The 15,730-nt window shown below is 46.7% G+C and carries 2 protein-coding genes; both read right to left on the bottom strand.

Features of this window, described 5'->3' with window-relative positions; all coding sequences use genetic code 11:
- Positions 1 to 45: 45 nt before the first annotated feature.
- Positions 46 to 1,908: an ABC transporter ATP-binding protein gene (locus AC07NA_RS10650; protein ID WP_494897553.1), complete on the bottom strand. Its 1,863-nt coding sequence runs from the start codon at positions 1,906 to 1,908 to the stop codon at positions 46 to 48.
- 32 nt (positions 1,909 to 1,940) lie between these two features.
- Positions 1,941 to 15,722, bottom strand: a complete 13,782-nt coding sequence (locus AC07NA_RS10645) for an amino acid adenylation domain-containing protein (RefSeq protein WP_494897552.1) — start codon at positions 15,720 to 15,722, stop codon at positions 1,941 to 1,943.
- Between the last annotated feature and the right edge of the window lie 8 nt (positions 15,723 to 15,730).

The raw sequence follows: 15,730 nt of genomic DNA, 5'->3' as shown, positions 1-15,730 counted from the left end.
GATGATGTATTTGATCTTTTGGGGATGAAGTAATCCCCGCGAATACTATTTGTATCCTAATGCCTGTAGTTCAAACAATTCGGCATATCTGCCTTCCTGTTGTAAAAGCTCTTCATGGCTGCCAATCTCGATGATCTCGCCGCGTTCAAGCACTACAATACGATCTGCCATGCGAACGGTTGAAAAACGGTGCGATATCAATACCGCTGTTTTCTTTTCGGTAATTGACGAAAAACGCTGAAACACTTCGTATTCTGATCGTGCATCTAATGCCGCTGTGGGCTCATCCAATATTACTATCTGCGAATCGCGCATGTAGGCCCTTGCAAGCGCCACCTTTTGCCACTCACCGCCCGATAGCTCAAAGCCTTTATCAAAATAATGGCCGAGTATCTGGTCGTATTTTTCGGGTAGGCGTTCAATTATCGTATCGGCCAAACTTTGGCGTGCCGCCTGCTCAATCAGTTCGCGGTTCTTCAGTTCGGCCAAATTACCTACGGCTATATTTTCAGCAGCGGTAAGCTGGTAACGGATAAAATCCTGGAAGATGATCCCCATTTGCGCCCTGATATCGTTGATGTTGTATTCCTTCAAATCGTAACCATCCAGCAGAATACGGCCTTCGGTGGGGTCGTAAAGGCGTACCAGCAGTTTAACCAACGTGGTTTTACCTGCACCGTTCTCTCCTACTAACGCCAATTTCTCGCCCGGTCGAAGGGTGAAATTCAAATGCCTATTTGCCCATCTATCCGAATTAATGTACTTAAACCCAACATTTTCAAAGGTAAACCCGGTAACTATCGGACTTGGAAATGGCCGCGGGTTTGGCGGAACCACTATGGAATGCTTTATCTCAAAGAAATCGAAAAAATCCGTTAAATAAATTGCCCCTTGTGCAACAGCGCTTAAGCGTTTGGCACTGCCCTGCACCAATGAACCCAACTGCCTTATGGTACCTAACAGCAGGGTAAGATCGCCCACGGATAGCTTGCCTACCAGTACCTGCTCAACAATATAGATAAATACGCTGTAAAAGCCTAATGCCCCCGGTATGTTTATCAACGAACTGATGATAGATTTTTTTACCCCGAACCTTCGTTTAGCTTTATAAAGGTTAACCGATATTTTTTTGAAGCGCTGTATAAAGAAACCCGACAGGCTAAATAAACGCACTTCTTTAGCGGTATTATCGCTGGTGCCCGCGAGGGTCAGGTAATCCAGTTCGCGGCGGCCCTGGGTTTGACTGCGTATAAGCGAATAATTTTTGGCGTTAAAATAAAATTCACCAAACAGCGATGGCAGTATGGATATAGCCAGTACCGGAATGATCCATACACTGAACATTACCAGCACCGCCAGTAGTGAAAGAATAGTGATGGTATCTTGTATTTGGCTAAAAACATGGGTTAAAAGTATAGCCCTCCCGGTGGTTTGCTGCCGGGCACGCTCCAGTTTATCATAAAACAAGGAATTTTCAAACTGAACCAGGTCGAGCGTTGCCGCGTGCGCCATGATCATGTTGGTGGTATTATTGGTAAGCTTTTCGCCCAATAATTCATCAATCAACGAGGTGGCCTTGCTCATCACAATCAGCAATATCACCATGGCAAACTCAATAACAATGAGTTCCCACAGGTAATCGTGCGATATGCTTTGATCGTGCGTGATCTTAATAGCCTCGTCGATAATTTGTTTACCAACGGTAAGCATAATCAGCGGAATAGCGGCCTGCAATATCCGGATAAACAGGTTAATAAAAGTTAACCTTGGGCTTACCTTCCAAACCAGTTTAAAAAAACGCGGCAGGTTACGGTACGATATCAGCCTATCCCGCATGGTTAGCCTGCCTGCCTTTTTACCCGGCGTATTTTTAGTATCAGGGGTATCCCCCTGCTCTTTCGTTTTCATAATACTAAACTGATAAATACACTTTTAATAAATTAAGCCTTAGCACTTTCATCTAAATGCTGCTGTAATATCCGGCTAAATTCAAGTGCATTAATTTGCTCAAAAATAGTGGAGTGTTCTCCTTTTACTTCGTAAATCTCTACACCTGCCGCATATTTTTTCCAGGCATGCTTATTGGTGTAATCAATAGCTATCTCTTTGTATATCACCTTATTTATCTTATCAATAAAGAAATATTGCTGCAAAGCGTTAAACAATATAATGTTACCATTGAATGGCTTGATCACATAACCCTCAGCTGCCTTCTGAATTTTTGACGACATCTTATCAAACACTTCCTGATCCAGATTTTCAGGTTTCATGTCGGCATCTTTCAGTAAAGACCTAACCTTGCGGGCTTTGTACATAACTGCCTGCCTTGGGTGTTTTGTTAAAAGGAAGAGCTCAAATTTTATTTTTAATGAGAGTCCTAAAAACGATCTTTTAATTTTGGCGGGCAGGCCATAAAACTCGCTCAATTTTGGTTGCGCGGTTACTGCTATTTCCTTCGCGTCAGCATCAAACATGGCCAGCATGGTTACCTCCTTGCCCATCGCCTGCAATTGGTTTGCGGCTTCAATAGCAATTAAACCACCCAAACAATGGCCTGATAAAGCATATTTACCGTCGGGGTTTTCGGCCAGTATGGCTTCAACATAACGTGCCGCGATGCCCTCTATCGTCTCCGGAAATTCATCCAGCTCCTTGATATTAGTTGGCTGCTGTAACCCATATACCGGTTGTTCCGAATCGAGCATCCCCGCAAATTCCTTAAACTTAAAGGCCGTACCACCCGCACCGCAAATAATATACAGCGGTATTTTACTACCCGATTTTTTGATCGGGATGAGCGATTCGGATACTTTGGCGCTTTGCGTTTGTATTTTTTGGTAGATACCTTTGATGGTAGGATAAGTAAACAAATCCCTGATGGTAAACTCGATACCCAGCTCCTGCCTTATCAGTGATATTACACGCATAGCCAGCAGCGAGTGCCCGCCCAGTTCAAAGAAATTATCGTTAATACCAATTTTTTCAACACCTAACAGTTCGCTCCAAATGGCGGCCAGTTTTTCTTCTATTTCATTTTCCGGCGCGCTGTAAGCATCTGTTTGCAAGGTACTCATATCCGGCGCACTTAAAGCACGCTTATCTACTTTACCATTGGTGGTGAGTTTAAAGCTTTCCTGCTCAACCCATAACTGCGGTACCATGTGTTCAGGTAAATGTATTTGCAGGTAAGCGATCAGCTTTTCTTTGCTGTAACCATCTGCCGGTATGGCATAACCTATCAGGCGTTTATTGCCTTGTACATCGGCAGCGGCTATTACAATGGTATGTTTCACCAGTCCGCTTTGCATTACGGCACTTTCAATTTCGCCCAATTCAATACGGAACCCTCGGATCTTCACCTGGTTATCAATACGGCCTGCGTATTCAATATTACCATCGGGCAGCCAGCGGCACATATCGCCGGTGCGGTATAGCTTAGCGCCTTTTGTGGTATCAAACGGGTTATCAATAAATTTTTCGGCAGTTAAGTCGGCGCGATTAAAATAACCTCGCCCTACCTGTATACCGCCCACGCATAATTCGCCATATATGCCTACAGGCGTTAAACTTGAACCTTCGTTCAGTATATAAACCTGCACATTATCAATAGGCTTGCCTATTACAACGGTACCATCTTCTTTAATGGGATCATCAGACAAGGTGGCGCACACCGTAATCTCCGTTGGGCCGTAGCCATTGATCAACCTGATACCCTGCGACTGAATATGTCTGCCGGTACGCTCGTTCAAGGCTTCGCCTGCCGATATGATAGTTTTCAGCGTTCCCGATTTATTCTCAATAATTTGCTGGAATGATGGCGGGATGATGGCCAGTTCCACTTTATGCTTTTCGATGATGTTCTTAAATCCATCTACCGACAACAAAGTGTCCTTACTGCAAAGCACCAGGCTACCACCGTTAGATAGCGTAGTGAAAATCTCCACACAGGATGCATCGAAACTAAAAGACGCGAACTGAAACACCGGAGTGCCATGCCCAACATTTAGTATAACACCCTGCCCTAAAGCGAGGTTAACCAAACCTTTATGCTCTATCATAACGCCCTTTGGCTTACCGGTAGAGCCCGATGTATAGATCACATAAGCCAGGTTGTTAGCCGCAGGTTTGGCGCTTAAGTTAGCACTGCTTTCTTTTTGCAGTTCTTTGTCAAGCTCTTTGCTGCCAATTTCAACGATAGTACCGTTAAACGCGCTTAGCTTATCCCTGCTTTCCTTGCTGCTGACAATCAGGTTGGCGTTAGTATCTTCCAGCATGTAAGCGATGCGGTCTTCAGGATATTCCGGATCGATAGGTACATAAGCGGCACCGGCCTTTTGTATAGCCAGTATGCTGATGATCATTTCCATACCACGCTCAATGCACAAAGGCACCAGCGTTTCTGTAGTTACCCCATGCTTATTCAAGTAGCGCGCCAATTGGTTCGCTTTACTGTTCAGCTCGGCATAGGTCAACGTTTTCCCTTCAAATATCAGTGCTGTTGCACCCGGATATTTTTGTACCTGCGCTTCAAACAGTTCAGTAACGCTTTTATCTGTCGGATAATTTGCCTCAGTAGCGTTGAAAGCTTCAAGCTGTTCGGTTTTTTCAGCCGCTGTTAACAGGTTCAGTTTGCTAACCTGTTGTGAAGGATCGCTGATGATAGACGCGGCCAATTCTTCATAATGGCCTATCATTCTCGCTATCGTCGCGGCCTCGTACAGGTCGGTATTGTATTCGATGCCCCCGTAAATCTCACCGTTATGTTCGGTAAGTACCATTGTAAGGTCGAATTTTGTGGTACCGTTGGCTTCCTCCCTGTATTCCAGTTGCAATTCGTTCAATTCCAATGCAGGTATTTCAGGTGTATTTTGTAGCACCAACATCACCTGGAACAATGGGCTCCGGCTCATATCCCTGTCTTTCACCACGGCTTCTACCACTTTTTCAAATGGTACATCCTGATGTTCGTAAGCCGCTAAGGTGGTTTGTTTTACCTTGCCCAATAATTGAGTGAAAGATTCATTGCCTTTTACTTCATCTCGCAGGGCCAGCGTATTTACAAAGAAGCCTATCAGCCCTTCCAGTTCGCCCTGGTTACGGCCTGCTACCGGTGTACCCACGCAAATATCATCCTGCCCGCTATAACGGTGCAGTAATACTTTGAATATCGACAGCGCTGTCATGTACAGCGTTACCCCTTGTTCACGGCTCAAGTCATGCAGGCTTTTACCCATACCACTTTTCAGGCGGAAGGATTGGCTTTGCCCTTTGGTGCTTTGCATCGCGGGGCGCTTATGGTCTGTTGGTAATTGAAGCGGAGCTACATCGTCCAGCTTTTCTCTCCAATAGTTCAGCTTTTGCTCCAGCGTTTCGCCCTGCAAATAATTCCTTTGCCATAAGGCATAGTCGGCGTATTGGATAGGCAGAACCGGCAGATCAGGTGCGGTTTGAGTGATCTCACTCCTGTAAAACTCCACAAATTCTTTTACCAGTACCGAACCCGACCAGCCATCCGAAGCGATGTGGTGCATGGTTACGATCAGCATGTATTCGTCAGCGCCTATTTCCAGCAGGTCGGCACGCAGCATGCTATCACGGCCAAGATCAAATGGCCTGCTGATCAACATCTGTATCAATGCGGTCAATTCGGCCTCGTTGGTAATATCGTCGCTGGCGCTGATTTCGTTTATGGTATAATAGCCTAACGACCAGTTGCCTTCGGGCAGTATTTGCTGATATCCCTTACCGTCAACCTCTGTGATCACGGTACGCAATACTTCATGGCGGTTCACTATCCCCCTGAAAGTATTTTCCAGGGCGGTTCTGTTAACTGTGCCTTTCAGGCGTAATACTGTTGGTAAATGGTATTGTACACTGCCTTGCAGCTTATCAATAAACCATAAACGTTCCTGGCTGAACGATAAAGGTATTTCAGCCGGGCGATCATCTACCGCTGTAATTTGCGGCAACAATGTTTTATTGCTTACCTGGGTATTATCGTTATTGGTATCGTCGTTTTCTGTTGTTGCTGTAAGAATATCAGCCGCTTCAATTTCCTGTAGTCTTGCGCTTAGCTCAGCTACGGTGGGGTAATCGAACACGTCGCTTATCGGCAATTCTGCCTGAAACGCGCGGCGCACCGCCGAGATCAAGCGTACTGCCAGTAGCGAGTGACCACCTAACTCAAAGAAGTTATCGGTACGGCCAATTTTTTCAATTTCGAGGATATCTTCCCAAATAGCGGTCAGTTCTACCTCTGTTTCGTTTTCGGGGGCCTGATAACCACCGGTTTGCTGCTCTCCTTCCGGATCGGGCAATGCCTTGCGGTCTACCTTGCCGCTTGCTGTAAGCGGAATTTTTTCTATGGCTTGCAAGTATGCAGGCACCATGTAATCCGGCAATTGTTCCCTCAAATAATCTAATACCCTGCTCCGGTCGAAAGCACCTTCGGCTACCACATAACCTGCCAGTTGCAGGTTGCCCTGCCTGTCTTCGCGACTGATAACTACGGCTTGTTTCACCAGCGGACTACCCTCCAGTATCCGGCTGATCTCGCCCGGCTCTACACGGTAGCCACGTATCTTTACCTGGTCGTCAATACGACCAAGGTATTCTACATTGCCCTCCGCGTCAAAGCGTACCCTATCACCGGTTTGGTATAGTTTTGGACCCGAATTTTCTGCAAATGGGTTATCTATGAATTTCTCTTTGGTAAGTTCCGTTCTGTTCAGGTAGCCTTTCGCTACACCTGTGCCACCTATAAGCAGCTGACCGGGAATACCCACAGGACATAGTTCGCCCTCTTTGCTTAATATATATATTTCGGTATTTGAAAATGGTTTTCCTATCGGGATAACACCACTTTTTTGACCGGTATATGTTGCCTCATAAAGTAGCTTACCAATGGTTGTTTCGGTTGGGCCGTAGTGATTCACCACCCTGCAATCACTGTAATTTTGTATGCGTTGTACCGCCTCTGCTGGTAAAGCTTCACCACCAAATATGATTAACCTCGACGGCAGCAAAGGCGCGCCCGGTTCAGGTGACAATGCTTTCCAGTGCGATGGAACAATCTTGATACAATCTATCCGGTTATCTTCCACGTAGGCGTGCATATCTTCGATATGGCTTGCTTTCGCTTTTGAAAACACGTGCAGCTCGCCACCGTACAGCAATGAGCCGTATAATACCGTATTACCCAAATCGGTTGACATACTGCTTACTATACCGAACCTGCGGCAACTGCTGATGTTTATCTGCGCGTCCAGTCCGTATACATAATCTGTAAGGTTGCGATGGCTAATTTCTACTCCTTTAGGTTTGCCTGTTGAACCCGATGTATAGATCACATAGGCCAGGTTATCCAGATTGATCACGGCTTCAGGGTTAGCATCGCTTTCCAGCGATAACTCCCAATCCAGTTCGTCCAAAGCGGCTACTTTCAACCTGTCATCTAAGTCTGCCAATTGCTCGGAATACCTACCCTGACTTACCGCGTGTTTAGCGCCCGTATCTTCCAGCAGGTAGCTTAGCCTGTCCTGCGGGGTATCGGCATCAACAGGCACATAAGCGCCACCGGCCTTTAAAATACCGAGGATACCGGTTACCTGATCAATGCCCCTATCCATATATAACAATACCGGCTGATCGGCTTTTACACGTTGCCTTTTCAGGTAATGGGCCAACTGATTGGCTTTAGCATTAAGTTCGGCATAAGTAAGTTTCTTTCCTTCAAATACAACAGCAGTAGCGGTTGGGTTCTTAACTACCTGCGCCTCGAAAAGATCTGTTACTGTCAGCGTATCCGGGTAGCTTACCGTGCTTTTACCTTGTGTAAGCAGTTGTTGTTCTTCTGCTTCGCTCAGCAATTGCAGTTTGCCTACCAAAGCGGTTGGGCTTTGCAATACCGATCTGATCAGTTGTTGGAAATGTTCCGTCATGCGGGCTATGCGCGCATGCTCGTAAACATCTGTATTGTATTGTACCGCGAAGCGCAGTCCGTCTTTCGTTTCGGTTACAAAAAATGTAAGGTCGAACTTTACCGTAGTTTGCTCATAGCTATAGCCCGACAGTTCCAAACCGCCAAGCTTTACTTCGGGCACTTCAGGCGTGTTGCCCAAAACCAGCATTACCTGGAACAGCGGGCTCCTACTTTTATCTCTTTCTTTTACTACCGTTTCTACTACTTTTTCAAACGGCACATCCTGGTGCTCATAAGCACCCAGTGTGGTTTGTTTTACTTTTTTCAGTAAGTCCGTAAAGCTTTCTTCGCCTTTTACTTCGTCACGGAGAGCCAGTGTATTTACGAAGAAGCCGATCAGTCCTTCCAGTTCCTGTCTTGGCCTGCCTGCTATCGATGTACCTACGCAGATGTCTTCCTGTCCGCTATAACGGTACAGCAATGCTTTGAATACTGAAAGCAAGGTCATGTAAAGCGTTACGCCTTGTTCCCTGCTTAGGGTTTGCAGTCCTTTGCCTATTTCGGTATCCATGCTGAACAGCAATGTGCTGCCTTTGGTGCCTTGTACGGCCGGGCGTGTATGATCTGCCGGTAGTTGCAACGGGGCTACATCGTCCAGTTTTTCTTTCCAGTAGTTCAGCTTTTCTTCCAGCAGTTCTTCCTTCAGGTAGCCTCTCTGCCACAGGGCATAGTCGGCATATTGTACCGGTAGCTCCGGCAGGTTGGCTTGCTCGCCCGTGGTATATTCTTTGTACAGCGCTGCCACTTCGTTTACCACTACCGGCATCGACCAGGCATCCGACGCGATATGATGCATCGTTACTACTAAAATATGTTCCGTTTCGCTGATCTCCAGCAATGCCGCGCGCAGCATGTGGTCTTCGGTCAGCGTAAACGGTTTATTGATCAGCGACTGGATGGTTTCCCTTAGTTCCGCTTCGCTTTGATCTGCTGCTTGAAGTTCTTCTATCGTCCAGTTGTTCTCCGCTTTGATCTCCTGGTAGCCTCTGCCGCCTTTTTCGGTCATCACCGTACGCAATACTTCGTGACGGTTAACGATGGTTTGGAAAGTTTTTGCTAATGCAGGTTTGTTTACCTCGCCTTTCAGGCGGAATACTGCCGGCACGTGGTATTGTACGCTGCCTTCCAGCCTGTCTATAAACCATAAGCGATCCTGCGCAAAGGATAAGGGAAGGTCGTCGGGGCGATTGTTCGCCAAAATTTCGGGCAGGTTCGCCGTCGCTTCTATACCCGATGCCTTGGCTACCAACATATTGCTCAACGCGGCAATGGTTGGGTTTGTAAACAGTTCACGCACGCTAAGATCGATACCTGTTTGTGTACGGATCTGCGAGAGCAAACGCATGGCCAGTAAGGAATGCCCACCCAGCTCAAAGAAATTATCGGTAGTACCTATTTTGTCTCTGCCTAAAAGTTTAGTCCATATCGCTGCCAGCTTTTCTTCGGTTTCGTTTTCCGGAGCATGGTATTGCGCGGATTGAACATCGCTCATATCCGGCGCTTTCAACACGCGTTTATCTACCTTTCCGCTTGGGGTAAGGGTAAAACTTTCTTGCTCAACCCATAGCTGCGGCACCATATATTCGGGCAGTACGCTATGCAGGTATGCTGTTACTTTTTCTTTAACGTAGCCATCTTGCGGAATCACATACGCTATCAGGCGTTTGCTCCCACGTTCGTCGGTACCGGCAATTACAACGACTTGTTTTACCAGGCCGCTTTGCTGTATAGCAGTTTCTACCTCTCCCGGCTCAATCCTGTAACCACGAATTTTCACCTGGTCATCTTTACGACCGGCGTATTCTATATTGCCATCGGGTATTAAACGGCACAAGTCACCGGTGCGGTACAGCCTCGCAGCAGGATCATCACTGAACGGATCGGCTATGAATTTTTCGGCAGTCAATTCAGGCCGGTTAAAATAACCGCGTGCTACCTGCGCGCCGCCAATGCAAAGCTCGCCCAATACCCCTGCCGGGGCTAAGGCTGCCGTGTCATTTAATATGTAAACCTGCGTATTGCTTACCGGTTTACCTATAAGCGAGGCCTTATTAACATCGTCAATTTTATAGTAAGTAGCGCATACTGTAGTTTCGCTCGGGCCATAGGTGTTTACCACCTGCACGTCCGGGAAAATATTGTTGATATAAGCTGGTGGCAATATCTCGCCCCCGCTGATGATATAACGCAGGTTTGGGGCAGATACCCATTCGCGGTTCAGCCATTCTATTACGCTTGGCGTGGTGCTGAGTATGCTTACTTTTTCGTTTTGCAGAAAATACTGTATAGCTTCGACATCCTTACCGCCTTCTTTAACAATGATGAGTTTGGCACCCGAAATTAAGGCCGGGTAAACTTCCTCACACATGGTATCAAACGAGATAGACGATTGCTGCAAAACAACATCGGCGGCAGTTACATCGAAATAAGCTTTGAAACCTAAGCTATAGTTCAGCAAGTTTTGATGTTCTATCATCACCCCTTTCGGTTTCCCGGTTGAGCCTGATGTGTAGATCACATACACCAAATCATCCAACTTTGCTGATACCGGCAGGTTCTCCTTGCTTTCTGCCAATAGCTCATCGCTGGTGTTTTTATTGTTCAGGTCGATGACAGTTCCCTCAAAACCAACCAGCTTGCTGCTTTCAACATTGCTGATCAGCAGTTTCGCGTTGGTATCGGTCAGCATGTAGGCAATACGGTCTTCGGGATATTCGGCATCAACCGGCACATAAGCCCCGCCTGATTTTAATACAGCCAAAATGCTGACAATCATCCCGAAACCACGCTCCACACATATAGGTACCAAAGTTTCGGCAGTTACACCTTGCTTTTGCAGGTAACGGGCTAATTGGTTAGCGCTTTCGTTGAGTTGCTTGTAGCTTAATTCTTCACCCTTAAATACCAGCGCTGTGGCATCCGGTGTTTGGCCTGTCTGTATTTCAAACAGTTGTGCTATATTTTTATCGGTAGCGTAAGCGGCTTCGGTCGAATTAAGTTCAGTCAATTGCTGACCGACCTCCATCTCGCTTAATAAGCTTAGCTTCCCTACCAGTTCTTCAGGGTTTAATACTACCGAGCTGATCAGTTCCTGGTAATGGCCTATCATTTTCTCAATCGTATCCCGGTTGTACAGGTCGGTATTATATTCTATACCACCATAGATCTCGTCGCCACGTTCGGCAAGGAACATCGAAAGATCGTAGTTGGCTGTGCTGCGGGTTTCAGCGATAGGCTCCAGTTCAAGGTCTCCCAGTTGAAGCGCAGGCACATCGGGTGTGTTCTGCAACACCATCATCACCTGGAACAGCGGACTACGGCTCATATCCCTGTCTTTCACCACCGCTTCCACTACCTTTTCAAACGGTACATCCTGGTGCTCGTAAGCTTCCAGCGTGGTTTGTTTTACCGCGTTGAGCAATTGCACAAAGCTCATTTCGCTCTTTACCTCATCGCGCAGTGCCAATGTATTGATAAAGAAACCGATCAGGCCTTCCAGTTCGCTTTGGCTACGGCCTGCCACCGGTGTACCCACACAAATATCCTGCTGACCACTATAGCGATGCAGCAATACTTTGAGTACCGATAGCAAGGTCATGTACAGGGTAGCACCCTGCTTGCGGCCTAACTCATGGAGGGCTTTACTCAATTCGGCATCTAACTGAAAATTAACCGAACTGCCATTAGTGCTTTGCACCGCCGGGCGCGGGCGATCAGTAATGATTTGCAGCGGGGCTACATCATCCAGTTTTTCTTTCCAGTAGCTTAGTTTATTATCCAGCACTTCGCCTTGCAGGTACGCGCGTTGCCACAAAGCATAATCCGCATATTGCACCGGCAATGAAGGTAGCTGGGCTATGGTGCCGTTTATTTCGCTACGATATAGTTCTACAAATTCGCGCACCATAACCGAAACCGACCACCCATCCGAGGCGATGTGGTGCATGGTTACGATCAGGATATTCTCTTCGTCGCTTATTTCGATCAACCCGGCCCGCAGCATGCTGTCGGTACCCAGATCGAATGGCGCGTTGATGGCGTTTTGTATGTCTTCTTTCAGTTCGGTTTCGCTGATGCCGCTTGCCTTGCTGGTGGTTAGTTTCCAGTTACCCGGTGCTTGTATCTGCTGATAACCAAGTCCGTCTTTTTCGGCAATTACGGTACGCAATACTTCGTGGCGATTTACTATCGCTTTAAAAGTATTTTCCAGCGCGGTTTTGTTCAGGGTGCCTTTCAGGCGAAAAACAGCCGGTATATGGTATTGCAGGCTGCCTTCCAGTTTATCAATAAACCACAGGCGTTCCTGCGCGAAAGACAACGAAATTTCAGCCGGGCGAGATACCACGGTTATCGGCGGCAATACATCAGCTTGCGCTTCTTCGTTTTGGTTAAGGATCCTTTTGCTTAGTGTAGCAACGGTAGGGTGCGTAAACAATTCACGAACAACCAGTTCCTTACCTAATTGAAGCCTGATCTGCGAGATAACACGAATGGCCAGCAACGAATGCCCGCCCAAATCGAAAAAATTATCATCAATACCGATTTGCTTAACGCCTAAAAGCTCGCTCCATATCGCAGCAAGCTTTTCTTCGGTTTCGTTCGACGGGGCACGGTAAATACCCGATTGACTACCCGTTAAATCCGGCGCTTTCAGCGCGCGTTTATCTATCTTACCGTTTGGGGTAAGTTTAAATACTGTTTCCTCAACCCATAATTGCGGCACCATGTATTCGGGCAGCACGCTTTGCAGGTAGGCTATCAGTTCATCTTTACTATAATCAGCATCGGGCACGGCATAGCCGATAAGGCGTTTACTGCCCTGTGCATCGTTAGCGGCAATTACCACGGCTTGTTTCACCAAACCGCTTTGCTGCGCCACGCTTTCAATCTCACCCAGCTCGATACGGTAACCGCGAATCTTTATCTGGTCATCCTTACGGCCCGAGTATTCGATATTTCCATCGGGCAACCAGCGGCAAAGGTCGCCGGTGCGGTATAGTTTGGTACTACCACTTTCATCAAACGGATTGGCGATAAATCTTTCGGCAGTAAGTTCGGCACGGTTGAGGTAACCACGGGCTACTTGTACGCCGCCAATGCATAGTTCACCAAATACACCTACAGGTGTTACCTCAAAACTATCGTTAAGTATAAAAAGCTGCGTATTGCTTACCGGTTTACCAATAGGCACCAGGTCAATAGCTTCGCTTTTATCAGTATCGCTCCAATAAGTTACGTCGATAGCGGCCTCGGTTGGGCCGTATAAATTATGGATGGTAGCATTCGGCAGTTTAGTACGGAACAATTGTACCTGCGCGGCATTTAAAGCCTCGCCACTGCACAATACATTTTTAAGGCTTTGGCAATCACCTGCCTCTACATCGGGTAAAAAAGCGCTCAACATTGATGGCACAAAGTGCATCAGTGTAATCTGCTCGTTATCAATAATCTCTTTCAAGTAAGCGCTATCAGCCTGACCGCCCGGTTTGGCGAATACCAGTTTAGCACCGGTGATTATTGGCCATAAAAGTTCCCATACCGATACGTCGAAACAAAAGGTGGTCTTTTGCAGAACGGCATCCGCGGCTGTCAGCTTAAAATAATCCTGGGTCCATTTTAAGCGGTTCACCACACCTTTATGCTCGTTCATTACGCCCTTGGGCTTACCTGTTGAGCCTGATGTATAAATCACATAAGCCAGGTTATCAGGTGCTGCTTTTTCGGGCAGGTCTTCAGTGCTTTCGGTATTGAGTACCGCATTAAGTTCACTATTATCCAGTTCAATGACTGTACCAGTAAAGCCGCTTATTTTAGTGCTGCTTTCGCCATTGGTTAACAGCAATGCCGCGCCGGTATCTTCCAGCATATAGTTGATACGCTCCTGCGGATATTCGGGATCGATAGGCACATACGCACCACCGGCTTTTAGTATAGCCAGTATCGCGGTGATCATATCGAAACCACGCTCTAAACAAAGCGGCACCAATGTTTCGGCCTTTACGCCCTGCTTTTGCAGATGGCGGGCCAGTTGGTTAGCACGTTTATTAAGTTCGGTATAGCTTAATTGCTCCCCTTCAAATACTATCGCGGTAGCATCGGGGCTTTGTTTTACCTGCTCTTCAAACAGTTCGGCAAGGTTTTTTGTCAGATCATAATCTACCGCCGTATTATTAAAATCTTCAAATACGGTGGTGTACTGGGCAGGTGTAAGCAGTGCTACATCGCTCCAGTTTGTTACGGCATTGCCGGTAATTTGGTGTAAAACATGCACGAACTGCGCCAATACATTTTCTGTATAGGCAGTATCAAACAGGTTGGCATTATAATTAAAAGTAATTGTTATATCATCGGCATCGGCTATTAAAATACTTAACGGGTAGTTGGTTTGTTCGTGAACGTGAATATTGCTTACCTGTAACGACCACGCGCGTGAAGCTACCAGTTTGCTCACCGGGTAATTTTCGAATACAAGTATACTGTCGAACAGGTCGGCTTTGATGCCTGTCCACTGTTTTATTTGTTGCAGGGAGGTGTATTGATGATCGCGCGCGGTAATTTGCTCGGCCTGTAGTTGTTGCAGGTAGCTTACCACCCCGGCGCTATTATTCAATTCCGACCGGAAAGGCAGGGTATTGATATACATCCCCACACGCTGCTCAACATGAGGCAATGAATCGGGCCGCCCGGATACAACAACGCCGTATACGATAGCGGGATCGTTAGTGTACTGATGCAACAAAAACGCCCAAACGCCCTGCATGAGGGTATTGACCGTTAAGCGATGCCTTTTAGCAAAATCATGAATTTGTGCCGAATGCGCGGCATCCAGCACCTCAATTAACGAACTGAAACCGCCCGCCGTATCATTTACCCGCTTTACAGCGCTAATGAAAGGCAGGTTGGTACCCTGCGTAATATTTTGCAGATAGGTACGCCAGTATTGCTCTTCGGCTTCTTTATCGCGGCGTTCTAAAAAGCGGATGTAATCTTCGTACTTGTCTTCGGGCTGCACCTCCATACGCTGATCGTTGATGATCATTTCGTAGGTGTTTAAAAACTCGCCCATCAGCACCGGTAACGACCAGCCATCAAATAAAATATGGTGCGAGCTCCACAGCATGCGGTACCGGCCTTCTCCCAAACGGAAAATTGCCAGGCGCATAAGCGGCGGCTTTTTAAAGTCGAAACCTTTCTTCCTGTCGGCGGCTACGTAGTTATCAAAAGTTTCCTGCGCGGTGGTGGCATCCAGTTCGCGGTAATCCAATACCTCAACCGGAAGCGTTACCTCGTTGTACACGCATTGTACAGGGATGCTAAACTCATCGTAAAAGAAACCACTGCGCAATATGCTGTGCTGTTTAATAATAGCAGCCCAGCTCGCGGTAAGCACATCCACATCCAGATCGACAAGATCACAGGTGAACTGCTCAATGTAGTTACCCGAGCCATTATCGTAAAGGCTGTGAAATAACATCCCCTCCTGCAAACCGCTTAAACGGTATATGGCAGAAATATCTTTTGACTTTACCGCCGATGGTAATTTAGACAGTGCAGATATATATTCAACTAATGCATCCCTATGAGTTTTGATATAATTAATAACATCTTTGTTACTTGTTATTAATTTGATTTCATCTTCAGTAACTTTACTTTTATTAGCCCTTAAATTGAGTTTTCCATTATCAACAGATAATGAAAAGTTCTTTTCCCCAAGGTTTGATAAAAACTCCTTTATTTCCATAAACCCAA

Source organism: Mucilaginibacter sp. GW821-FHT07G05, assembly GCF_059418565.1.
The sequence above is the reverse complement of the archived record's forward strand: the minus strand, read 5'-3'. Positions and strand labels throughout refer to the sequence as shown.